Source organism: Fibrobacter sp. UWB11 (assembly GCF_900143015.1).
Taxonomy (GTDB): domain Bacteria; phylum Fibrobacterota; class Fibrobacteria; order Fibrobacterales; family Fibrobacteraceae; genus Fibrobacter.
In genome coordinates this window covers 1,782,957-1,808,075 of sequence record NZ_FSRT01000001.1, presented here as the reverse complement: position 1 = coordinate 1,808,075, position 25,119 = coordinate 1,782,957, and the positions used below count along the sequence as shown (strand labels likewise).

At 48.1% G+C, this 25,119-nt stretch carries 17 protein-coding genes; 11 read left to right on the top strand and 6 right to left on the bottom strand.

The annotated features are described in order from the left end of the window. Window positions 1-88 precede the first annotated feature (88 nt). A complete protein-coding gene (locus BUQ91_RS07530; protein ID WP_074208741.1) occupies window positions 89-1,558 on the top strand; it encodes a glycosyl hydrolase 53 family protein in 1,470 nt (489 codons plus the stop codon). A 76-nt stretch (window positions 1,559-1,634) separates the two neighbouring features. On the opposite strand, the gene BUQ91_RS07525 is transcribed toward BUQ91_RS07530, so the two are convergent. From BUQ91_RS07525 to BUQ91_RS07510, 4 genes are all read right to left on the bottom strand, one after another. Further along, window positions 1,635-2,792 carry a CobW family GTP-binding protein gene (locus BUQ91_RS07525; protein WP_074208740.1) on the bottom strand — a complete coding sequence of 386 codons (1,158 nt, stop codon included), beginning with the start codon at window positions 2,790-2,792 and terminating at the stop codon, window positions 1,635-1,637. 94 nt (window positions 2,793-2,886) lie between these two features. Beyond that, window positions 2,887-3,312 (bottom strand): Fur family transcriptional regulator, encoded by a 426-nt coding sequence (locus tag BUQ91_RS07520; protein ID WP_074208739.1) that lies wholly within the window; start codon window positions 3,310-3,312, stop codon window positions 2,887-2,889. 74 nt (window positions 3,313-3,386) lie between these two features. Beyond that, a complete protein-coding gene (locus BUQ91_RS07515; protein WP_074208738.1) occupies window positions 3,387-4,643 on the bottom strand; it encodes a glycoside hydrolase family 18 protein in 1,257 nt (418 codons plus the stop codon). Between the two features lie 24 nt (window positions 4,644-4,667). Continuing rightward, a complete protein-coding gene (locus BUQ91_RS07510; RefSeq protein ID WP_074208737.1) occupies window positions 4,668-7,238 on the bottom strand; it encodes an excinuclease ABC subunit UvrA in 2,571 nt (856 codons plus the stop codon). 118 nt (window positions 7,239-7,356) lie between these two features. Here BUQ91_RS07510 and BUQ91_RS07505 point away from each other — a divergent pair, with 118 nt between their 5' ends. Continuing rightward, a complete protein-coding gene (locus tag BUQ91_RS07505) occupies window positions 7,357-8,106 on the top strand; it encodes a fibrobacter succinogenes major paralogous domain-containing protein (RefSeq protein ID WP_074208736.1) in 750 nt (249 codons plus the stop codon). Window positions 8,107-8,294: 188 nt separating this feature from the next. Here BUQ91_RS07505 and BUQ91_RS07500 read toward each other — a convergent pair whose 3' ends face one another. Together BUQ91_RS07500 and BUQ91_RS07495 are read right to left on the bottom strand one after the other, a co-directional pair. Continuing rightward, entirely contained in the window at window positions 8,295-8,897 is a 603-nt protein-coding gene (locus BUQ91_RS07500) for a hypothetical protein (RefSeq protein WP_074208735.1), read from the bottom strand. Beyond that, on the bottom strand, window positions 8,897-9,862 hold the full coding sequence (locus BUQ91_RS07495) for a YihY/virulence factor BrkB family protein (RefSeq protein ID WP_074208734.1): 966 nt from the start codon (window positions 9,860-9,862) through the stop codon (window positions 8,897-8,899). Before BUQ91_RS07495 ends, BUQ91_RS07500 begins: the two co-directional genes overlap by 1 nt. Before the next feature lie 273 nt (window positions 9,863-10,135). Here BUQ91_RS07495 and BUQ91_RS07490 point away from each other — a divergent pair, with 273 nt between their 5' ends. The 9 genes from BUQ91_RS07490 to BUQ91_RS07450 all read left to right on the top strand — a co-directional run bounded on the left by BUQ91_RS07490 (window position 10,136) and on the right by BUQ91_RS07450 (window position 25,105). Then, window positions 10,136-12,766, top strand: a complete 2,631-nt coding sequence (locus tag BUQ91_RS07490) for a rhamnogalacturonan lyase family protein (RefSeq protein WP_074208733.1) — start codon at window positions 10,136-10,138, stop codon at window positions 12,764-12,766. An 11-nt stretch (window positions 12,767-12,777) separates the two neighbouring features. Then, window positions 12,778-14,619, top strand: a complete 1,842-nt coding sequence (locus BUQ91_RS07485) for a GDSL-type esterase/lipase family protein (RefSeq protein WP_074208732.1) — start codon at window positions 12,778-12,780, stop codon at window positions 14,617-14,619. 23 nt (window positions 14,620-14,642) lie between these two features. After that, entirely contained in the window at window positions 14,643-16,391 is a 1,749-nt protein-coding gene (locus BUQ91_RS07480) for a GDSL-type esterase/lipase family protein (RefSeq protein WP_074208731.1), read from the top strand. Window positions 16,392-16,803: 412 nt separating this feature from the next. Continuing rightward, window positions 16,804-17,754: a TIGR02147 family protein gene (locus BUQ91_RS07475; RefSeq protein ID WP_254842280.1), complete on the top strand. Its 951-nt coding sequence runs from the start codon at window positions 16,804-16,806 to the stop codon at window positions 17,752-17,754. Further along, on the top strand, window positions 17,751-19,445 hold the full coding sequence (locus BUQ91_RS07470) for a pectate lyase family protein (RefSeq protein ID WP_074208730.1): 1,695 nt from the start codon (window positions 17,751-17,753) through the stop codon (window positions 19,443-19,445). Before BUQ91_RS07475 ends, BUQ91_RS07470 begins: the two co-directional genes overlap by 4 nt. Window positions 19,446-19,650: 205 nt before the next feature. Further along, window positions 19,651-20,934, top strand: a complete 1,284-nt coding sequence (gene glyA / locus BUQ91_RS07465) for a serine hydroxymethyltransferase (RefSeq protein WP_074208729.1) — start codon at window positions 19,651-19,653, stop codon at window positions 20,932-20,934. Window positions 20,935-21,212: 278 nt separating this feature from the next. Further along, entirely contained in the window at window positions 21,213-21,884 is a 672-nt protein-coding gene (locus tag BUQ91_RS07460) for a fibrobacter succinogenes major paralogous domain-containing protein (protein WP_074208728.1), read from the top strand. Window positions 21,885-22,001: 117 nt separating this feature from the next. Beyond that, window positions 22,002-22,826: a fibrobacter succinogenes major paralogous domain-containing protein gene (locus BUQ91_RS07455; RefSeq protein ID WP_074208727.1), complete on the top strand. Its 825-nt coding sequence runs from the start codon at window positions 22,002-22,004 to the stop codon at window positions 22,824-22,826. Window positions 22,827-22,957: 131 nt separating this feature from the next. Then, complete coding sequence (locus BUQ91_RS07450) at window positions 22,958-25,105, top strand: FISUMP domain-containing protein (RefSeq protein WP_074208726.1); 2,148 nt, start codon at window positions 22,958-22,960, stop codon at window positions 25,103-25,105. Window positions 25,106-25,119 lie beyond the last annotated feature (14 nt).

The following is a 25,119-nucleotide window of genomic DNA, read 5'->3' as shown; positions in this document are numbered from 1 at the left end:
TTATAGAGTCATTCCTGTGAATGTATAGCGTGAAAATGTCATTCCTGCCTCCGAGCAGGAATCTCCTTTTAGAAGGGATTGGGTTGGTATGAATTTTTTTAAAAATCTTACAATGTGCGTGTCTTGCGCTTCTGTTGCTTTGCTAATGCAATCTTGTGGTGACGATACGGCTTCGTCGCCTGTTTATGCTTTAAGTTCTTCGTCTGCGCAGGAATCGTTAGAATCATCTTCGGCTCAAGAATCCTCGTCGTCTGTTGAAAATTTATCGTCTTCTAGCCAAGATGGTGACTCCTCGTCTTCGGAAACATCTTTGTCGGCTGGGACTGAATCGTCTTCATCCGTGGCGACGTCATCTGAAATAGAACCGACGTCGTCTGAAACGTCGCAGAATTCTTCATCGTCCGAAGCTCAGTCATCGGCGGCTGAATCATCGTCGTCTTCTAATGCGTCGCAACCCTCCTCTGCAATAGAATCCTCGTCATCGCAAGCGCCCAGTTCATCTTCTGTACAACCTATAAAAATTGATTTCTACAACGGCGCCGATATTTCCGAAGTCCAGGAATACGAACGAAATAACACAAAGTTTTACGATGTCGATGGCAAAGAAAGCGACATCTTCACAATCCTGAAAAATCACGGATTCAACTCCATTCGCTTGCGCACGTTTGTTTCGCCCAAGGCAAAGTACGGCTATGCGGCAAGCGGTTGCGGCCACGATTCCGAAGCGTATGGTGACAAAGACCACGTTGTTGCTTTTGCCAAGAAAGTCAAAGCGGCTGGCATGGGGCTTCTCGTGGATATCCATTACAGCGATGTGTGGGCGGATCCTGGTAAACAAATTATTCCCGAACGCTGGCGCGGCGTGAATAATGCCAATGCAATGGCGGATTCCGTTTACGCATACACCAAGGACTTGATGCTTGCTCTCAAGAATGCGGGGGCAACGCCGGACATGGTGCAAGTGGGCAATGAAACGACTCCGGGCATCTTGATTCACAAGCCGAACAGCAAAACAGATTGCTGGGGAAACGGCGTTGATAAGGCGGCGACTTCCGTCAATGGCGATATGGGAACTGCCGCAGGCAAGGCGAATGCCGCCAAGTATTTTAATGCTGGCATCAAGGCTGTTAAAGAAGTCTCACCGACAACGAAAACGGTGCTTCACATTGAACGTATCCGCCAGGCAGAAACGGTAAAATGGTGGATGGGCGTCATCTTTGACGATTATAAAATCCCCGCCGATGTGATGGGCTTCTCTGCTTACACCGCTTACGGCGACGGTACTCCCGATAAGTGGAGTAATTTGTTCAATACGATTACAACAAAGTATTCAAATTTGGAATTTATCGTTGCAGAATACAATGGTGGTGATTCCGATAACCACTACAATTTCGACAAATCCCGCCAAAAGACTCGTGAATCCGTCCGCAAAATGAACCGCTGGATTGGAACATTCTTCTGGGAACCGACAATTGGCGGTGCCTGGGGCGCAGGGCTTTTTGACTGGCGCGGTAAAGACCTTTACGCAAACGCTAAGGCTTTTGAAGAGTTTTTCTAAAAACGTAAAAGGGACCTTTCGGTCCCTACTTTTTTCAGCTCGTTTTTTGCGGTTATGCAAATATTCTGTATTATGTTTAAGCATACGCTCTTTCGTCAAGGCATTTTTCAAGCTCGACAATGATGTCGTCCTTGTTGTAGCCTTTGCCGATGAAGACAACCTGGTTCTCGCGGTCGCCAAATTGAGTGTCCCAGTTTTCTTTGATTTCTGGATTGTCGTCAATGTACGATTGCTTTACATCTTCGCTCAATGCGTCAATCCAATACGAAACGGGCAAAATCGAGGAATTACGACCTGCCTGTTCGAAAAGCTGCACGTCCTTGCTGGCGTCTGAAAACCAGATGTAACCCTTGGAACGGATGAGCTGCGATGGGTAACGATTGTTGACAAATTCCATAAAACGGTCTCTGTTGAACGGGCGTCTAGCTTCGAAAACGAATGACGTAATCCCATATTCGTCAACGCAACCATTGCTTTTGCGACCTGGCTGGGTTAATGTTGCGGTAGCCTTCTGGATGGCCGAAGAGGAATCAATTTGATCATAGTTGAACGGCTTTGTCGTCATGATTTTTTCGATGTCGATATCACCGTTGACGGAATGGATAATCGGAGCGCGAGGCTGGAAATCGCGAACGATAGATTCCACTTCCTTGAGCTGGTCTGCGCTGAGCAAATCGCACTTGTTCAAAATGATGAAATTGCAGAATTCAATCTGGTCTACAATCAGTGTCGAAATTTCTTCGTCGCTTAAATCGTATTTTTCGGCGAGAGAATCTCTTTCTTCTTTTTTCTGTTTTAATTCGCTAAGGAATTCACGATAAATTCTGTCGCCATCAACAACAGTGACGATGGAAGTCAAGTAGACATTTGTATTGGGATTGTCGTCTTCGTAAGCGAGGAAACTTGCGCTGACTGCGCCCGGGTCGCTGATGCCGGATGCTTCGACAAACACGACTTCAATGGAATCGAGGTTGGAAATTTTTTCAACATGTTCAATGAATTCATCGCGCAACGTGCAGCAGATGCAACCGTTTTGCAATTCGAACATCGGGCATTCGGTAACATTCGAGCCGTTCTTTTTCAAGATTTCGGCATCGACGTTGATGCTTCCCATATCGTTAACGATGAGGGCGACTTTTCGTTTCTCTTGCTTGAGAAGGTTGTTCAAAAGGGTCGTTTTACCCGAGCCCAAATACCCAGTGATGAGAATCACCGGTTTCTTATTCTTTTTCATAAGAATCCTTTGTTTGTGTAAAAACTTTATTGATCCTCGTAATCACGAGGATGACGATTTATTTCGGCAAATATTTTAGATGTAATCGACTGCGTTATAAGCTATTGGCGGCGTGGCTGCAATTTTTGCAAAGTCCATAAAAAACTGTGCGGAAGGGGTCTAGCGTAAAACCATGATCCGCCATCAGGTGCGAACTCAGCTTTTCAAGATCATGACATTCGAGATGGATGAGCGTGCCGCATTTTTCGCACTTCAAGTGAAAATGGGAAACTTCTTTGTGGCATTCTTCGCCCATGTATTGGAAGCAGGCGGCGTTCTGCTCGCCAAGAAAATATTTTTGGACGACGCCTTGCGCCACAAACTTCTCAATTTGTCGATAGATTGTTGCAATGCCGATAGAAATGTTTTTTTTCTGGAAATAAGCCGACACATCTTCTGCAGTAAAATGGCGGCCCTGCATCGCTTTGAAGCAAGAAAGAAGTAGTTCCTGCTGTTTGGTTTTGTATTTAATAATGCCCATGCTTATCTCGAAATTTGATAACCGCTATCAAATTATACTAAAGTAAGAGATATTTGGCAAGGGGAAAGGAATATTTACGGTTTTACTTTGAAAATAAATTTGTTCTTTAGGCGATTTTCGCGGCCTTTGTTTTGTACGCTTTTTCCGAGTGCATCCACGCGTTTGATTTGCGAATTTTGCAATTGTGATGCGTCTAGCCGAGAGCCTGCCGTGTGCTTCTTGTGGAAGTCGCGGATTCCCGTAGTTTCTTCGCGCAATACAATGGCAATGCTGTCGAGAATCGGATTTCCGACGTCTTCGATGTAGTCGTGCGAAACTTCCCAGACCATGATGCCGGCGTAACCGTTCTCCTTGACCCAACGCGATTTGATGGCGGAAGAATGCGGGTCTTCGAAGGTGACGTACCCAGTCGAAGAGACTCCGTAGGGTTCCACGGATACGCTATCGAAATGGAATTTCCACGCGGTATTCGCGACGATATCTTTGTATGCGATTTGCTTGGCGGTACCTTTGGTAAAGTCGGTGCCCGGTCCTGTTGCTCCTTGAAATTGAAAACCAAATGAGGGTATGCCAAAGACCATCTTTTCTGTCGGGACGCCACGCTTTTTCCAGTAGTTGCGCGTTTCTTCCCACGACCATGTGGTGTAACCTTCGTGCGGGTATAGCGGCGAATCGAACATGGCTTTTTCGTCCCAATCGCCGGTCATGTCGTAGGTCATGAATCCGAACCAGTCCAAGTTTTTCACGAGGACTTCGGCTGTGAACCACTTCCCGTAATAGGGCGAGCAGGGGAGCGCTGCCGAAAGGCTTTTGTCTTTGGGGAGGGCCTCGCGGAGCTCTGTGAGCAATTTGCTGTAGGCTGTTGTGTCCGCTTCGGGGACGGGATTGTATTCCCATTCCCAGTCCATGTCGAGTCCGTCGAGATTGTGGTCGGCGACGTATTTGACGAGGCTTGCGACGAATTTTTGGCGGAGCGCATCGTTTGAGGCCACGGGTACAAAATTTTCGCTTTGTCCGCCACCGCCGAGCGAGACGATGACCTTTGTGCCGGCAGCGTGGGCGAGCTTTACCATTTCGTCTAAAGCGCTCGGGTTGTCTGCGGCATCGCCACGCAAAGAGCCATCCGTGTTTGGCGTAATGAAACTCCACAGCACATGCGTTAATTTGTTGTACGGAACTTTATCTACAGTGTAGGCGGGCTTGTGCCATTTGCCCCAATCGGGATAGTAGCCGATAAACAGTGGGGCGGCCCATGCGGAACTAATACCGGCGAGAGTGCAAAGAGAACTAGCGATGAACGCTACAAATGCATGTGAAATTCTATTCTTCATCTTTAAACTCCTAATTGACGACTGCTAGCCTCTCTTCAATTCAACCACGTAATCCGCAGCGTCGACGAAGTCTTGGGCGTGCTCAATGGCAATGACCGTGTGTCCTGCGTTGCAAAGTCCATGGATGAGTCCGAGCAATTGTTGGATGTCTTTTTGATGTAGACCGCGGGCGGGTTCGTCAAAGAGGAACAATGTATTCGGGGCTTTCGCTCGTGCAAGCGTAATGGAAAGGCGGAGTCTTGCGCGTTCGCCACCGGAGAGGTGCGCTGTCGTTTGTCCGAGTTTGAGGTAGTCGAGGCCTGTATCGACAAGCGGTTTGAGCTTTTCGGCGAACGGCTTCATGTTGGTAAATAGCTTGTATGCACTACCGATTTCCATGTCCAAGATGTCGGCGATGGAAAGCGACTTGAAGCGGACTTCCAAGACTTCGTCGCGGAAGCGCTTGCCGAGGCAGACGGGGCATTCGGATTCTTCGTAGCCGAGTGGATCGTAAATGACACCTTCGCCTTTGCAGTTTTCGCAGCGGCCGCCGGGGGCGTGCGTTGTGAATTTGGATGCCGTGTAGCCCCGTACTTTGCTTTCGGGGAGTTTGGCGAACAAGTCGCGGAGCAGTGTTGTAAGGCCAATGGCACTCATAACGGTGCTGCGCTTGCTCCCGTGAAAATCTCCCGTAGTGAGAATGGAAAGTGCGTCGATGCCGAGGCTCTTGAATTCTTCGGCTTTGGCGCGTTTGGCGATGTTTTCAAAAAGAAGTGTCGATTTTCCGCTGCCGCTTTGGCCCGTAATCACGCTGAATTTGTTGATGGGGAAGGCGGCGTTAACGGGTGCCATGTCGAACTTCGCGAAGTTCTCGACGAGAATTGCTGTGTCTTCTTTGGTTTTATGGATTGCCGCCACCACGCTTTGCTCGTGGCAGGCTCTGCTTTGCTCCTCGCAATGACGTTTTAAATTATTTCCGAATTCCGAATTCCGAATTCCTAAATCTTTTAACCATTTCCCTGTGGGTGATCCCGGATTTTCAAGCACTTCGTCGCGAGTGCCTTGGAATAAAATTTCGCCTCCTTTTTCACCTGCGCCAGGACCCATTTCAATGATGTAATCGGCTCGCTTGATGATTTGCGGATTGTGCTCAATGAGTACGAGCGTATTGCCGCGCTTGCGAATTTTCTCGAGGACATTCCAAAGTGCGGTGACATCGCTTGCATGCAGGCCGCTGGCGGGTTCGTCAAGCGCAATCAAAAGACCGTTCAAGTGCCCTGTGCTGAGACTTGCGAGCTTGAGTCTTTGCAATTCTCCGCCCGAAAGTGTTTGCCCCGCGCGCCCTGGCGTGAGGTAGCCAATGCCCAAATCGTTGATGGCTTCTATGCGGTCGAGTAGTGAATTGAATGTCGCCTTTAAATTTTGCCCTATTTTGTTGTCGAAAATTTTGTGCAAAAGCTCCGGCAAATTTGCAAATTCCGTCGTGAGAATTTGCTTGTAACTGACGTCATCTACGGTGGCGTTCAAGTATGTTTTCTTGAGGCGGAGTCTGTGGCAGTGCGGACATTCTGCGTTTTCGTCCTCATTGCTTTCAACATCGTTTTCGGCGCGGTTTTTGCGGCTATTTCCTTTTTCTTTGGTTGCGAAAACTTCTTGAATGTTTCCCGTGCCTTCGCAGTATTCGCAAACACTTGTACGGTTGTAAGGCGAGAATGCGCATGCATCTAAGTTGGCAACGGTTTCGCTGGATATTTGCGATTGGTGCTGCTCGTCATTTGCGTTCGGGCAGCGCGGTTTTGTGCTGTAAAATTTGCGTTCGCCAGCAATGTCAAGCGTAATTGCAGAATGCGTAAGCTTTAACGTCCCGTCAACAGCTTCGGCGATTCGCGTGCGCGTGTTTTCGCGGACAATAATTCTATCGACGATGATGTAGAATTCTTTGGGCGTCAGGACTTTTTCGCCGGGAAGCAAGTCTGCTAGCGAATACATCGTGCCATCGGCCAACGCTCGCGTAAAACCTTGTGCCAAAAACACCGCCGACAGCTTGTCCAACGTCGTGCGACTCTTGCCCTGCGCTTTCTTATTGTCATTCCCGCCGGCATTAATGTCACCCCGGACTTGTTCCGGGGTCGCCATTCCCGTTTGCAACTCGATTTTTGCCAAGAACTGTAGCTTCGTCCCGACTGGCATCCCCGCAATTTCGCGGATAATCTCTTCGCGGCTCTGGCTTACCATTGGAGCACCGCAAATCGGGCAGGCAGGCTTTGCGAATGCGGCGAACAATGTACGCAAGGCGTTATCGCATTCGGCAATTGAAAGTGCAGTTGCTTTCGCAGGAGCTTCGCCACGCGTGGCGGCAATCGCTAAGCTGGCAGGTAGCCCTTCGGCGCTGTCGAGCGGAATGCTTCGCTTGCCTCCGAGCATATCGGCTGCAAAAGGCGAGAGCGTTTCAAGGTAACGCCGCTTGCTTTCTCCATGGAGCGTGTCCATCACGAGCGTCGATTTTCCGCAACCCGATGGTCCGCACACTACTGTAATTTTTCCCAGCGGAAACTGGGCGTTGACATTTTTTAAATTATGGAGTCTGCAACCGCGAATTGAAATGTAATCAAGCATCGTTTAAAAGATAATTAATGTGGTCGCCCAAAGCAAATTTTAGAGGTTCGCGAGTGCGAAAAAGCTATATTTAGAATAAAGAAAACTATTCTAAAATGTTTGTTGAAAGGCGTATGTTATGAAATTGCTTATTCCTACTTTGCTAGCGTTATTTCTTATTGCTTGCGACAACGATTCGTCAACTTCAGCGAACAATTCGAATGATGATGAAAAATCGTCTAAATCTAGCAGCAGTGTCAAGATGACATCCTCTAGCAGTGTTGTCATTCTTGGCTCGACCGAGAATCTCACCGACTCTCGCGATGGCCAAACATATAAGACGGTGACCATCGGCACTCAGACCTGGATGGCTCAGAACTTGAACTACAAAGCGGCAAACAGTTTCTGCTATGAGAGTTCTGCTGAGAATTGCGAAAAATATGGACGGCTTTACCTGTGGAGCGCAGCCATGGATAGCGTGGGCGCATGGAGTACAAACGGCAAAGACTGTGGTGATCTTACAAGTTGTTCGCCAACGGACCCTGTTCGCGGTGTATGCCCCAAGGGCTGGCACCTGCCGAGTAATACCGAGTGGGAAACAATGCTTATTGCAGTCGGTGGAGTATCGACCGCGGGCAAGGTGCTCAAGTCCACATCTAGTTGGAATGGTAATGGCACGGATGATTTCGGGTTCTCGGCGTTGTCAGCTGGCTACAGGTTCGTCCGTGGAGATTACGACCTCGAGGGATCCAAAACGTACTTCTGGAGTTCTACTGAGAAAGATAACAACCGCGCAATCAGCATGTCCTTGAACGGCAACGATGACAATGCATTCCTGAACGGCAACTACAAGTTCCTCGGGTTTAGTGTTCGTTGCTTGAAGGATTAACAGCGAGGGACTCCGTAGGAGTCCACTAGCCTCTAAAAAACGAAAAGCCCGTGCAGTTCACTTCTGCCGGGCGTTTCTAATTTCACTAGATCCTTCGATTTCGTGCTTCGCACTTCACTCAGGATGACAGAGGCAAGGAATCCTCGCGCAGCTCCGATTGCGGATGCGGCGCGCATTCCTGTTCTGAGCTAAAATTCCTTAAACGTGAATCTCAGTTCGCCGAACGGCGTGCGGAAATCCTTGTTCTTGAGGTTGTTTTCTTCGATGCCTGCAAACAGCCTGTAGCCGCCGCCAACAGAAACTTCAAGCAATTTGGTTACGCGGAAGTTGAACTGTGCCGAAAAGTCAGAGGTAAAGAAAGCGTCGTCAGACTTGAAGCCGTCTTCGTCGCCCTTGTTCAAGAAATTCACGCTGCCGCCACCGATGCTCACCGGGAGCGAAATAGAGAAAAGTCCATTGCGGAAAACGACCGGTTCAGCGAAAATGCCGTAAGAATGGTAGTCGAGCATTTGCGGGTGGCGAACCTTCGGGTTTTTCACGTCGCTGAGGATGGTGGAAAAGTATGCGCCCAGGCTAATGTGCGGGTTCAACACGACACCGACGCGGAGGTTCATGAAAATGGTGCCGTCGCGAGCAATCAGGGAGTTGCCGCCACTAACGCCCAAAAGTGCGCTCCATTCAGACGATTCGACCTTGCCCGGTTCGTAATCCTTGGAGCCTTGGAGTTCTGCGTGGGAACTTACGGCGAGCGTGAGTGCCATAAGGAGTGATGTCAAAAGTTTTGTTTTCATTATAAATCCTCCGATTGACCTTCCCATCTCCAGCTCTTTGTGCTGACTGCTGGCCAGTGGCAAATTGTCCACACGAGACTGTTGCCGCACAAAATGATAGACCAAACGCCAAAGAGCAAGAAGAGGAATAGTGGAATAAAAGCTAACGATCCATAGAAAATGGACATGCGCGTGACCATCGCGGTTTGGATGAGCATCAAAATTTTCACGTAAATATTGATGGCCAGCCAAGAAATCAAGGTCGAAAGCATCGATGCCAGGAACAGTTTTTTGCGGGTGTAGGGCTTGTGTCCTGCGGGGCGTGCGGGCAGCAAGTAAAGCATAATGAAAATGACGAGGAGGACCGCAATGTGGAACGCGGAATACCAGAATGCCGTAATGATTGCCTTGATGACTTCTGGCGAAAAATGGAAACCGTCGACAATAATAACTGAGAGTACGTTTTGCACGTGGTTCACGAACCCGGCGAACATCCCGACGACAATCGCTCCGATGAGCAAAAACGGCGTGTAAACCTTAATTTGGCGCACCAATGTTCTTGAAGTCTTGTTCTCCCAGACTACGTTGAAGTTCGTTTCGAGGCTCCCAAATGCGAGGATGAACGTGACAAAAAGACCACCGGCACCGATAAACCCGAGCTTTCTGATGGGAATATGCTCGGCATTTTCCACAAGATCCATAATTTGCTCGGTCGGCCAGTCCAAATTGAGCATTTCGATGACGATGGGGAGGTAGTCCGAAATGAAATTACCGAACCCAACTGCAAGCGAAATAGATGTGAGCATGATAAGCAGGGGGACGACTGCCACTAGCGTCGTATAGGTCAAAGACGCCGCACGAGTCATTCCGTGATAATACAGGAACGACTTACCCGTGACAATCATGACTTTCACAAATGTGGGGGACCGGGCTGCGATGTTATCGAACAACCATTCCCACGAAAAATTTTCCCACCAATGCGGCATACTCGCCGTTAAATATAGTTAAAGGAATGACTTACGAGCCCCTATAATGCCCATCCATTCAATTTTTTACGAAAAAACGTACTTTGGTGGTCAAAATTTCCTTGGAATAGGTCTATTAATGTGGACAATTAATAAAATAAGTTTGTGGACTTTTTTCGGTGAATTGCGGATTGAAAGATTAAAATATACTAAAAAATGTGGACTTTTTATTTAAAAGAGATTATATTTGAAAGAAACAAGAGTTTGGTTTTTATACCGTTAGGAGCGTTGTATATGGGATATAACCGTAATATCAAAGCTATTTTGGCAAGTTCGTTGTTGGCTGCGGGCTTGTCTGTTCCGTCTTTTGCCGCACCGCGTCAAATGGAAAACTTGACGCGCGGCCTAGTCGCATCAAATGTGGGCAAGGGTATGCTTGTCAGCTGGCGCTTGCTTGGCACCGATGACCCAACGACGGAATTCGTTCTCTATCGCGATGGCAAGAAACTTGCCTCGATTGGCAAGTCTGCCGGCACGAGCTACCTTGATGCTGCTGGCACCGCTACCTCCAAGTACACGGTGGCTGCCGTTGTCGATGGCAAGGAGCAATCTCAGGTTGGTTTGTCGCTCGTTTTAGATAAAACGGTTTCGAACAGCGGTAAATCTTTCCCGTATAAGGCGATTAAACTAGAAGTTCCTGCAAGTCAGAAAATGCCGAATGGCGAAACTTGCACGTACACTCCGAACGACATGAGTGCAGCCGACCTTGATGGTGACGGCGAATATGAATTGATTTTGAAGTGGGATCCGAGCAATGCTCACGATAACTCGCAAACGGGTTACACGGGCACGGTGTTTATCGATGCTTACAAGCTCGACGGCAAGCGCTTGTGGCGTATCGACCTCGGCAAGAATATTCGTGCCGGTGCACACTACACGCAGTTCCAGGTATTTGACTACGATGGCGACGGCAAGGCCGAAATGATTGTGAAGACTGCCGATGGAACAATCGACGGAACTGGCAAGGTGATTGGTGACAAGTCTGCGGATTATCGCGATGGTAACGGAATTATCCTCAAGGGGCCTGAATATCTGACGGTGTTCCGTGGCACTGATGGTGCTGCTATTACGACAATCGAATATACACCCAGCCGAAACATCTTGAGCCATTCTTCTCCGCAGGCTAAAGGCAAGTGGGGGGACAACTACGGCAACCGCTGCGAACGCTACTTGGCGGCGACGGGTTATCTGGATGGCGTACATCCGAGTGCCATTTTTGCCCGTGGTTACTATAGCTCTGCGTATGTAGCTGCTTACGATTTTGATGGAAAAGACTTGAAACTCCGCTGGTTGCATAAGTCCGAAGATCCTGGCATGGGTCTTTATGAACAGGGTAACCACAGTCTTCAGGCGGCTGACCTCGATGGCGATGGTTATGATGAAGTGTTTTTCGGTGCCGCAGCCTTGAATCACGATGGCACCCTGCGTTACCGCACTGGCCTTGGTCATGGCGATGCCCACCATATTGCCGATATGGATCCGGACCGTCCGGGGCTTGAATCCTGGGACGTACACGAACACAAGGATGCCAAATATACCGATGAACTTCGTGCAAACGATGGCACGATTATCTGGGGAACGCCTCAGCCGAACCCTGGCGTAGACAACGGCCGTGGCATGGCTGCTGACGTAGATTCGACCCATCGCGGTTACGAAATGTGGTCTGCGAAGGGCGGTGGAATGTTTACCGTAAAGCACGAAAAAATCGGTTCTCCGGCTGTTTCGCAGAATTTCCGCATTTATTTTGACGGTGACCTGCAGGATGAACTCTTGGATGGCGCCTACGTGACCAAGTTCAATTCTAAGGATATCAAGGCAGAAGTTTACTTTGATGGCCCTGCCGCGCTTGGCGTGACGGGTTGCAATGGCACCAAGAATACGCCGAGCCTCGTGGCAGATCTCTTCGGCGACTGGCGCGAAGAACTGGTGGTGCGTAGCGAAAAGGACCCGACCACGATGTACATTGTCTCTACTCCGGTGACATCTCCGTATCGCCTTTATACGCTGATGCACGATGCCACCTACCGCACGGCAGTCGCTTCCGAAAATACAGCTTACAACCAGCCACCGCATCCGGGATACTTCTTGCCCGATATGGCGAAATCTCTCAAGCAGCCGGATATTTACGTGGTCGGTGAAAATGTCGTAGTGCCGGTCGATACGACTCCGGTTGTGAACGACGGTTTGTCTATGCTCGATGCTTCTACGCCGAAGGATGGTGTGGGGTGGACCGAAAAAACAAACGAAGGGTTCCTCAAGAACGGTTACTTCAATTTTGATAACACACTTTCTAGCTATGGTGTTTGGGAAATCTTCTCGAAGACCGAGGCTAAGACGACTTTGACAATCCGTTACGCCAATGGTGGAAATGCTGATCGTAGCATGGCTGTTAGCGTGAATGGCAAGTCGGCAGGTACGGTTAGTTTCCCGGCTACAGGATGGACAACGTATAAAGAGGCCTCTGTAGATGTGAAGCTGAAGGCTGGCGTCAATACGCTCAAGCTTACGTCGATGACAAGCGATGGTGGCCCGAATGTTGATATGTTCACGTTTGGTATCGATGGTGTAGAACTTTATGACGGAACGCAGGTTCTCGATAAGCCTGTGTCGATTGCTCCGCAGATGTTTATGCCGAATGTCTACAATCCGGTGACGGGAATTCTCAAGACTCGTGAAGCCGGGCTTGCAGAAATTTACGCTTACGATATGACGGGTAAGCTTGTTAGCGGAATTTCCCGCAACGTAACTGCCGGAACGTCTAAGGTCATGTTTGATCGTGAAATGCTCCCGCGTGGTGCCTACATGATGGTCGTGAAGCTGAATGGCCATGTAATCTCGAAATCCAAGCACAACGCTTTGAAGTAAGGGGTTTGAAAATGGGAATGTTTAGCAAAGTTTGGCAAGGAGTTGTTACGGCTTCTATGTTGGCCGCACCGATTGCGATGGCTAAGGTCACTATTTATATGTGTGGTGACTCCACCATGCAAGATTGGGCCGAAGGTTATTACCCCAAGCAGGGACAGGGCCAGGATTTTCATTACTGGTTCGATGTGAACAAGGCTGTGGTGGTGAATCGTGGCCAGGGAGGCATGTCGCTTGGTGGCGGTGGTAAAGACAAAAAGGGCAATACCGCAGTCGGCTACTACGATATGTTCTTTAGGAAAGGCTGCAGTGCGGGCAACTGCATTGCGGATAAACTCCAGGCAGGCGACTATGTGGTTGTCCAGTTCGGCATCAACGACGTGAACTACAGTACAGAGGAATTCTTTGCCTCCAATATGAAAAAGCTTGTGAGCGATGTCCGTGCGAAAGGCGCTTATCCGATTATTATGAGTCCGATTCGTCGTAAGTATTACGATTCTCCGACGCAGATTCATAACAGCTATCGTGGCTATCCGGCGCTGAACCAAAAGCTTTCCGAAGAGCTCAACGTGCCGTTTATCGACATGAGCGAAATGGTCGCGAACTACATGATTTCTGTGGGTGAACGCTATGCTGAACAGTATGTCTTCAATTATGCGAGCAAGTCTGAATACAGCAATCTTGGCGGCGACCAAACGGACGCTGTGCATCTGCAGATGAACGGTGCAAACGCTTTTGGCCGTATCATCACCGAACAGATGCGCGCCCACAAGGACCCGATTGTGAAAAAGCTTGGCGACTACATGGCCCCCATGTATCAGGTTGACGTCAAGGTGAGCCCGGAAGGCGCTGCCGAAGCGACATCCATTAGCGCTTACTACCCGAAGGGCATGACCGTGATGCTTAAGACCATCCCGAAGTCCGGCAAGAAGTTCCTCGGTTGGTATGATGGTAAAGGCAACAAGGTTGGAGCTCCGAGCCGTTCCAATGTGAAGTCTCCGTATATCCATACGTTTGTCATGGGTGATGCCTCGACGCAGTACACTGCAGTTTACGAAGGCGGTACCGCTCAGAAGTACGAAGGCGATGGCAAGGCTTTGACCGCTTTCCCGACCACGACTCCGAAGAGTCTTGATGACGTGACGTTCGAACCGTTTACGCCGATTGATGGCCCGAAAGATATAACTCTCAAGGTGGATAAGAACATCAAGAAGTTCTTTGATGCCGCTAAACCGGATGATGCCGGAATCGGTTGGACTCAAGACGAATGGTCCGGATTTACGGGCGATGGTTACTACAACTTGGATAACACGAACGCTTCGTTTGCCGCTTTCAATATGAAGTTCCCTGGCGCAGGTTACGTGACGCTTGCGGTTCGCTACGCCAATGGCGGCTCCTCAGACCGCATGTTCAACGCTTATCTTGACCATGACTACTATCTGAGTGCTCCTCCAACAGGTGGCTGGGACAAGTGGGATACTGCTTATGTTGTTTTGGACGTGCCGCAGGGCGAAGCAGAACTCAAGTTCATGTCGATTACGTCTGATGGTGCTCCGAACCTTGATGCGTTTGGCTTTAGCTTGGATGGCGTTTGTCGCGTGGGTGTCGATTGCCAAACAACGAAATTGCAAACTGTTAAAACCGAAGCTGGCTTGAAACTTCGCGGTGATTTGCTCTCGCTGACGGATCGTGCCGAAGTAAGCGTATTCGATATGAGCGGTCGCATGGTGGTGCGTAAGGTCGCCTCGGCTGGCGTGATGGATTTGTCTTCTATCGTGCGTGCAAATGGCCTCTACCGAGTGATGGTTCGCCAAGGTAAAACCAATTACGCTACAACATGGGCGAAGGTGAAATAGCAATGGGGGGGAGGAACCGTATTATGAAACCTATACTAAAGTATCTCCTTGCTGCTGCTGTGTTCACGGGTGTTGCCGTGAGCGATTCCACGAGTTTTTCGATTTACGTGGTGGGCGATTCTACAGTCCAGACTTATAAGGATAACGTTTATCCGCAAACCGGCTGGGGCCAAGTTCTCGGCTACTTCTTTGATGCCTCTCGTGTCAAAGTGAACAATTACGCTATTGGCGGTCGCAGCTCCAGAACGTTTATCGAAGAAGGCCGTCTTGACGAAGTCAAGGGTAAACTCCAAAAGGGCGATTACCTCTTTGTGCAGTTCGGACACAACGACCGTGACTACAGCAAGGCTGCCCGCTATGTGGAACCATCGCAATTTTCAGGCTACATCCAGAAGTATGTAGATGCGGGTAAGGCGAAGGGCGCAAATGTCATTCTCGTTTCGCCGATGAACTTGAACGGTAGCCGCAACGTGTTCTCGACGGGAAGCAACAACTACGATGCCCGTGGCATGATGCAGACTGTCGCCAAGAACAACAAGATTCCGTTTGTCGATTTGAACATGAAATCGTACAACACGTATAATAATACGTATAAAGGAATGGCGGATTATGTGACCCGTTATCTTTATAAAAAGCTTGAAAAGGGCGAATATCCTAATTTCCCGGATGGCGTGAATGACGGAACAACACATTTCCAGGAAATGGGTTCCATGGGGCACGCTCAGATGATTTGCGAAGAACTTGCAGATAATCTCAAGTCCAACACGAACCTTTCTGCCGAAGCTAAGACTGCTCTTACGACGCTTGTGTCGGCGATTAAGAAGCGCTATACCATCAAGGTCAAGACGAACCTCTCGAATTACAACGGCCTCATTACGCAGACGCAGTATTTCCCGGCGGGTTCCCCGATGACGCTCCGCGTGACACCGAATGGCCAGACGTTTGAAAAGTGGGTCGATGATGACTGCAACGAGCTCTCGAAGGACATGATTTATTACGGCTTCAAGACGAAGGCTCGCGACATCACGTACACGGCGATGTTCAAGGGCGGTGCCGCTTGCACGCCGATTTCTCATGCTTCGGAAGATTCTTACGAAGAAGGTCCTGGTGGCGGTTCGAGCAGTTCAAGCGGTGAAGTGGAAGTCAAGGAACTTGACGAAGCTCTGTGCTCGCTTGATGCCGGAACGGATGCTTGGCCCTCTGTGATTGATATGGCTGAACCAGAATTTGGTGATGGCTGGACCGAAAAGAACCATGAAAGCTATACCGGCGGTGGATTCTTCAATCTTGATAATTCCGCTTACAGCAAGGCTACGTACATGGTAACGTCGGACCAGTCGGCAGAACATGCCCGTGTGATGATCCGCTATTCGTTTGCGGGGAATGCAAACCGCGATATGAAAGTTACAGTCGATAACGGCACTTACGATGTTGTGTTTCCGCCGACAGGCAGCTGGGACAAATGGGACACGGTCTATATCGACAATGTCTGGGTGGATGCCTTGGATTTCAAGGTGGTTCTGCAGTCGGCGACAGCTGATGGCGGCCCGAATGTGGACATGATTGCCTTTGACATGAAGGACGTTTACCGTACGGGTTGCAAGGCTGTCCGCGAAAAACAGCAGGGACCTGTTTCGGTTGCTTCGAAAAAAATTGTGACTAAGCCGCGAGCTAGCGGTATCACGGTCAATGCGCTTGGCCAGAAGGTGCAGAATGTGCGTGACCAGTCGGACTTGCGAAACTTGCCCAAAGGCAACTACTTCCGCTATTAAAAAGTCTGCTAGAAGCGGAAAACAAAAATAATGCCGAAATTTACGTGAAAAATCGAGAAATTCTATCGCTTTTCACGTGAAATTTTAATGTTGTATGTAACGATGGCGCAAATTTAGGGCGTGTCTCTGCAAAAATCGAACTGAAAAGGGCTTTTTAAAGATAAAAAGTCCTTTTTTGTTTTTGTTTGTAGTGGCGATATTGTAAAATTTGGCGAATTTGTTTGTGATTTTGCGGGAAATATGAACGAAAAACGCTCTTTTTCCCGTAAAAAACGCCTCTTAAAATTTTTTTCGCGAAAAATCGTTTTTTTACAAAATAATGTGGACTTTAAATTTGCAAAACTGTGGACAATAATGTATATTAAGTTATGCAGTTTCTGCCTACTGTCTACTTCTAACAGCCTACTAAAACATGATCAACATCTTTGAATATCTGAATTATCGCGAATTTTTGAAGGACGCATACGAAGAACGCCATGCGAGTGATTGGCGTTTTAGCCATCGTTATATCGCCGATAAAGCAGGTTTTGATTCATCGATGTTCAATAAGATTTTGCAAGGCAAGCGCAATTTGACCGACCGCATTGTCGAGGTCTTTGCGTCTATCTTTTGCAGTGATGAACGCGAAAAAGCGTACTTTGCTGACATGGTCGCTTTTAACCAGGCGAAAACGCATACCGAAAGTCGCCTGTTCTTAGAAAAGCTTGTGGCTTCTAAGGAATGCAAGGTCGAAAACTTGGCAAAGGACCAGTTTGAATATTTTGACCACTGGTACCACGCCGTTGTTCGTGAACTGGTGACGTTTTATCCGTATGTGGGTGACGATGCAGCCTTGGGGCTCATGGTGCGTCCGCCGATTTCTGCAAGTCAGGTCAAGTCTTCGATTGCGCTTTTGGAACGCCTTTCAATGATTAAGAAAAACGAGACGACTGGCTTTTATGAACAAACGCAAGGCTTGGTTTCAAGTGGTTTTGAATCGTACAATACGGCGGTGAACGCTTACATTCAACAGAATCTGGACGTGGCGCAGACGGCTATGGACCGTTTTGATCGTAGTGAGCGCAATCTTTCGACGCTTGCGTTTGGTTGTGATGAAACGACTTATAAAGAACTTGTGGAAATGGTTCGCCGGTTCCGTCGAGAGGTCTTAGCGAAGGTTGGGGCTTGCCAAAAGCCGAATCGCGTTTTCCAACTGGGCATGCAGCTTTTCCCGCTTTCGGACCCGTATCCGCCGCCGCAAAGGCGCGGGCGCAAACGCCGTATTCGCGGTGCTGAAATGCAACAATCTTCGGGCGAGGGTGCGTCTCGTGAAATTGTGGATGAGTCACGCAAACCTGCCGAAGTTCAAGGGAGGCAATCATGAAAAAGGAATGGATGATGGTTGCTCGAATGCGTGCATACGTTTTATTCGGTGCATTGGCTGTATTCCTTGCTGCTTGTGGTGACAATAAAGTTGCCGGTGGAACAGAAGCCGAATCGACAATTGCTTTGTACATACAAATGGCGGATGGAACGCCCGCTTCGATGGCGCGCGTCCGCATTTTGCCTGATGACTACCTTTCTAGCGGCCCTGCGGAACAAACTTGGAACGAAACCAATGAGGATGGGCACGTTTTGTTCGAAGTCCGCAAAGGTCGCTACACCATTGAAGCTCGCAATGTGAGCGAAACAGATGCCTCGGGTGCAGTGCATTCTATAGCGCTTGATGCCAAGGCCGATTCCAAGGTTGATACCATCAAGTTGGGCGAACTAACGTCTATTGAAGGCTATGTAGTCCTTGGTGAATCGCCTGTTGTCCGCGTGGCGGGTCTTGACCGTTATGTTGTTCCTGATAGTACAGGACATTTTGTAATTGACTCGCTTCCGCAGGGGAGTTTCGATGTGCAAATTGGTGACCCTGATGAAGTTCATTCGACGTTAGTGCAGTCCAATGCAGGTGATACTTTATTTGTTGACGGCTCCGATGTGGCTTCGGACATCAAGGTCGTAAAGCCTGAAATCGCAACAGCAACAGAATATCCCGAGAGCGACTGGAGTGCTCATGAAGCCTTGCTCAAACAAATTCAAGGCTATGCAGTTGGAACGCTTGGTGCTACTGGAAAAACCGACAGCACGGGAAAAATTGAGAAAGTGGAAGGCGAAGTTTGCATTGTCACGACAACTGAAGATTTAATTGATGTTGTCGACTCTTCAAAGGTGGATTCGTTGGGAAATTACGGAACTAAGGTCGCCTTGTCCCAGGGCTCTTTCCGTGAATGCGCCGAGAAGGATACTCCAGTCTGGATTCTCTTTGAAAAAGATGGAACGTACAATTTGCGTTCGCCATTGCGCATAAAGTCTGATAAAACTGTGGATGGTCGTGGGCGTGATATTCGCATTACGGGCATGGGGGTTTTGACAAATGAATCGTCCAATCTTATTTTTGAAAACTTGACTTTTACGGCGCCTGCGATAACAGCTCATGATACAACAAGCCGTCGCGCTCTCTCGATTCATAACCGCACGCACCATGTCTGGGTGGACCATTGCACGTTTGAAGAGTATCCGCTAATCTTGGTTGATGTCAAGCGAGGCTCGAATGCGGTCACGCTCTCGTGGAACCGTTTTGAAAATGCACAGTCCGGCATTTTATTTGGGCTTGAACCGGACATTTTCATCGATTCTGCGCAGACATTGACTTTGCACCACAATTATTTCTCGAATTTGGAACTTCGTGGTGTGCTTGCTCGTCGTGGTAAAATCCACGCCTACAACAATTTCATTTACGGCGTGGGCGATGCCGGAATGGAATGTTCTGATTATGCGGCTTGCTACATCGAGGGCAATGTCTACAATAACGATGTGCCAGTTCGGGGATATCGCCTGAAAAACGAAGATGGCTCGCTGGACGAATCAACGGTTGGATTTGTCTACATGGATTCGAATACGTTTGGTCGTGGTGGCGAGGAACTTGCTGGCGATGCCCAGGGCTATAAGCCCGATTACAAGGTTTCTGTTGATGAAGCTGGTGCAGAACTTGCCGTTCGTGTGAAAAACGAAGCCGGTCCCCGGTAGAATCTTGCTAAGCCGGGCGTTACGGGCTGGCGTTTGAAGCCCGTAGAGGGGGTGGAGAGTAACAACGTGCGAACCAGGGGGATACATCCCCCTTCCATAAAAAGACTGCACTTTGCGCTAGTTTTAAGAAAAATCTCTCGTCTCTCGTCTCTCGTCTTTCGTCTAAAAAAGCTATATTTGCAGCGCGAACTTTAAAGGAGCTATAATGCTTAAATCTACATTGCAACAGACAGATCCGGAAATCTATAACATTATCCAGAAGGAAGCCGAACGCCAGGAATATGGTATCGAACTTATCGCTTCTGAAAACTACACTTCCAAGGCTGTGATGGAAGCCATGGGTTCCGTCCTCACCAACAAGTATAGTGAAGGTTACGTTGGCAAGCGCTACTATGGCGGTAACGAAGTTATCGACGAAATGGAAGCTCTCGCTATCGATCGTTGCAAGAAGCTCTTTGGTTGCGACCACGTGAACATCCAGCCGCTTTCCGGTTCTCCGGCTAACGCTGCTGTTTATTTCGCCGTTCTCAAACCGGGTGACAAGGTCCTCGGCCTCAAGCTCGACCACGGTGGACACCTTTCTCACGGCCATCCGGTGAACTTCTCCGGTATGCTCTATAACTTCGTGCAGTACGAAGTCGATAAGGAAACTGGCCGCATCGACATGGACAAGGTTCGCGAAATTGCTCTCCGCGAAAAGCCGAAGATGATTCTCGCTGGTTTCTCTGCCTACAGCCGCAACCTCGACTGGAAGCGCTTCAAGGAAATCGCAGACGAAGTCGGCGCCCTCACCATGGCCGACATTTCTCACATTGCAGGTCTCATCGCCGGTAAGGCTATTGATTCTCCGGTGCCGTATTTCGACATCGTGACGACCACCACCCACAAGACTCTCCGTGGCCCGCGTTCTGCTATCATTATGTGCAAGGACCGTACCATCCAGAAGCTCGTGAAGGGCGAACTCAAGGAAGTTTCCTTGGCTAAGGAAATCGACAAGGGCGTGTTCCCGGGTATGCAGGGTGGTCCGCACGACCACGTGAACGCTGGTAAGGCTGTTGCATTCCTCGAAGCTTTGCAGCCGGAATTCCAGGTCTATGCAAAGAATGTTATCAAGAACGCTCAGGCTATGTGCGCCGAAATGCAGAAGCTCGGCTACAAGGTCATCAGCGATGGCACCGACAACCACCTCATCGTTGTCGATATGACTTCTAAGGGCGTTTCCGGTAAGGAAGCCGAAGTCGCTATGGAAAAGGTCGGCATCTCTTGCAGCCGTTCTACGATTCCGTTCGATCCGCGCAAGCCGATGGACCCGTCTGGTGTCCGTCTTGGTACTGCCGCTATCACGACCCGTGGCTTCGACGAAGAAGACACCCGCGAAGTGGCCCGCATCATCGACCGCGCTATCCAGGCTAAGGACGACGAAGCAGCTCTCGCCAAGATCCGCGAAGACATCGTCGCTCTCTGCAAGAAGCACCCGCTGTACAAGTAAGACCGCTCGGCTCTTATGCAAGGCGGGGACTCCGTCTTCGCCTCGCTCTCGCAACCACGCCTCGTTAATACGAGGCGTTTGTTGCTCACACAAGTAAAGTGTAGCGGGGCAAACGCTCCGCGTGTTGCGTCATCCTGAGCGTAGCGAAGGATCCAGACCAGAATATTGGCGGCCCGTTAAAACGGGTCGCTTTTTTTATATAGAAAAAGCGCAAAATTGCCAAAGTGGCGGTGAACCAACCAAAAAAATGTATAATTATAGAATTCATGAGGCTTTCTATGAATCGTTCTTTTGCCATCTTTGTGTTGCTTGCGTTGTCGTTTGCGACGGACGCTTTTTGCGGCATCTTGACTGATTCTCGTGATGGTCAAACTTACAGGACGGTGAAAATCGGCAATCAGGAATGGATGGCGGAAAATCTCAACTACGAGACCGCAAATTCCTACTGCTACAAGGATAGCGTGTCCAACTGCACCAAGTACGGTCGCCTTTACACTTGGGCTGCTGCGAAAACCGCTTGTCCGAGCGGCTGGCATTTGCCGACAGAGGTCGAATTTAAAGAGCTAGTTGCTACTGTTGGTGGTTCTAGTACAGCAGGCAAGATGCTCAAGTCCACTAGCGGCTGGGATGATGATGAAGGGGAAAGCGGCAATGGTACGGATGCCTACTTGTTCACGGCGTTGCCTGCTGGCGAATGGTCCGACAACGGTGGGATTTACCGTGAAGAGGGCCTTTATGCGTTCTTCTGGGGTTCTACTGATGATGGTATCGCGTACAGTATGCACTTGCGCTACCACGACGACATTGCAGGCCTGGGTTACGGCCACAAGGACACCGGACACTCTGTCCGTTGTATCAAAGGTTTAGAGGTGAAAAAAAGAACGACGCTCGTAGGGATTTTTATATCATTCTGTCAATGTATATTGTGGTGTCTAAAATACCTTTTTTGACCAAATAGGCTAAAGTAAATTGGCCCTCGGTTCAAAGCCGGGGGCTTTTGCTTTTTTTATAGCTTGTTTTGTATATTGCGAACAAGTAAATTTGGTTTATTTGTAATGAGTTGTGGAATGAATAATACTTATGCACTTGTTTTGTCTATCGCGATGTTTTTCTTTGCTGCGTGCAGCGAAAATGATTCATCTGTGAATCCGAGTGATGAAATGAGTTCCTCTCTAACTTCTTCATCTAATAAACAAGAAAAGTCTAGTAGCAGTTCCGCAAAATCAAGCAGTTCTGTAAAACCTTTATTAAGTGAGTCCTCAAAAAAAGTTGATGATGGCAGTGTGTATGATGCAGAGACAAATACGCTCAAAGATTTGCGCGATGGACAAACGTACAAAACGGTGAAAATAGGTAATCAGGTTTGGATGGCGGAGAACCTGAACTACAAAACTGTAAATAGCTATTGCTATAACAATAACGACAAATATTGCTCTAAGTATGGACGACTTTATACTTGGTCGACTGCAATAGATAGTGCCGGTGTATTCAGTGAAAATGGCAAAGGCTGCGGTTATGACAAGGAATGTTCGCCGACATATCCGGTGCGTGGGATTTGCTTTAATGGATGGCATATTCCTGATGCTAGTGAATGGAACAGCTTGTTTGCGATGGCGAGCGATTCCATAGGGGCGAAACTTAAATCTGCATGGGGCTGGAATCGTGGCAGTGAAAATGGCTCAGATTTATTCGGCTTCTCGGCGCTTCCTGCAGGTTACAGAGATTTTCTTGGTAGTTTCTATGGAGATTGTACCGAAGCGTTTTTTTGGAGTGCAACCGAACATGATTGGTATAAAGCTCGCTATGTAGGGTTGCAAAAACACAATGGAGATGGGGCCCAATGGGGGTTCGAAAAGGACTATGCCTTTTCAGTCCGTTGCATTAAGGATTAAATTAGACGAAAGAATGTTCTATGCAACGGATGCAACAAAATCATAATCCGTTTGCTTCAAAATGAACTTGGTTGTGTTCCTTTATCTTATTTAGAATATATATTAATGGATAGTTTAAAGGGGATTACGTCATGAAGTTGTTTTGTTGCAAAATTTCCGGCCTCAGATTTTGTGTGATTTGTGGCGCATTGCTTGTTTTTACGGCTTGCCAAGATAATTCATCTTCGGTTATTGATTCAACCCCTAAAGCTGTTGATTCTACTCCTAGAAAAATTGATTTCACAACGTCTAGTTCGCGGGTTCCAGTCGTTTATGATGAGGATCCGAAATTTGTGTGCTCCGATTCTACAAAAATTTTTGGTGAATTTACGGATGTTCGTGACGGGCATGTTTATAAGACCGTTAAAATTGGGGATCAAGTTTGGATGGCGGAAAACTTGGAGTATAATCGTGAAAGATATACGGGTGATTCGAAGTATTATTATTCCTGGGTTGATGCTGTTGGGGGAATAGCTGCGGGTTGCTCTGGCGAACGTCCTGCTTTATATATCGGGGAGTATGTTTATAAAAATCATTTTGTCTATGACGGTGTAACATTTGAAAATTGCCCTATTGCACGGCCTGCTCGTGGCCTATGCCCTGATGGCTGGCGCATCCCAACTACGGATGATGTTCAAACATTGCTTGATTATGCTGGGGGCTCGAGATATGCAGGTAAGTATCTGAAATCAACTACTGGATGGAGTGGTGTTGGAAACGGGGTAGATTGTTTTGGCTTCAGTGCTTTGCCGTCCTATAGTAAGGATTATGCAACTGGTCTCCATGAAGATTTGCATATTCTGACTGATGAACCCAAAGCGTTGTACATGTCTTATGAAAATGCTTTTGCGTATTTTACTTCTGTGACAACTTATGAAGCGAGCGGATATGTAGTCCGTTGTATTCAGGGGGATGGAAATTACGGTTTAGATTTACCGATGGACCGTGCCGAGAAAACTTACACTGGGCCTTTTGAATCGTTTACAGATTCCCGCGATGGGCATGTTTATAAAACAGTCGATATTGGCGGTTGGGTCTGGATGGCCGAAAATTTATCTTATGGTTCCAAAGAAACTTACACTTATGAAGAAATGATAAATGCTCCAGTTACGGGGTGCTATTTGGATAGTTTAATATGGGGCGATGATTATGGAATGTGGAACTATTGCTCTGCTAAACAACCGATTCAGGGAATTTGTCCTGATGGCTGGCATGTACCGAGTTATTATGAATGGAGAGTCCTTAGTGCTTTTGTAAATGGTTTAAACAATGCGACAAATTTTGTAGAAGGAACTTTTACGGGACCGATGCTGAAATCAACGAGTGGTTGGCCTGATGGAAAAAATGGTCTTGATGCATACGGCTTTGGAGCTAAGCCTCCCGAAGGAAAAGATCAGATTCGCTTTTGGTCTTCGTCGAATGCGCCCACTAGGGGGGATTGGTTCGGCAATATCGTTTTGAAAATTGGTGCTGACAGTGCCGGGTTAGAAACAGATGGAATTGGAAATTCCTATGAGGCTTATGTTCGTTGTCTCAAAGATGATGAAAGCCAAATGCAAACGTCTTCGTCTCCTTTAGGTTTTTCTATAAAGCCCGAAAAACCAGCAACTTATTCTGGCGAGTATGGTAAGTTTACGGATGAACGAGATGGCAATGTCTATAGGACTGTTGATATTGATGGTACCGTTTGGTTTGCAGATAACTTAAAATATGAAGTTCCGAATGCGTTGTCTTTTTGCAATTGTGCCGATACGACATCGTGTGATAGCCGTGGTCGCTTGTATCCTTGGAATGTGGCGAAAAATGCGTGTCCTGCTGGTTGGCGTTTGCCTTCTGTAGAAGAGGCTAATCATTTATTGATGCTTGCCGCTCAAGCTAAATACGACTTGGGTGGTTTTGATTATGCTGAAAATTTTTTAAAGGATACTGTAGGTTGGGAATATAAAGAAGGCTACAATACATTCGGATTTAGTGCTGTTCCTGCGGGTGAAATGCATTTCCGTTTAGATACAAACTCTGTGCTTATCGATGAATTCTGTAATGCTCCTAAAGGATATGGCAACGTAGGCGTGAGGATAAATGCTGAATATTGGGTCGATGGTGAAAATGCTAATGGGGCTCATGCGTGTTTTTCTGTTGATGTGTCAGGATTTAATGAATCCGTTTCTTGGGCGCTTCGTTCCCCTTATTCTATCGATACATATAATTTAGCCTTCTCGGTTCGCTGCGTTAAGGAATAGACGGAAAAACAACT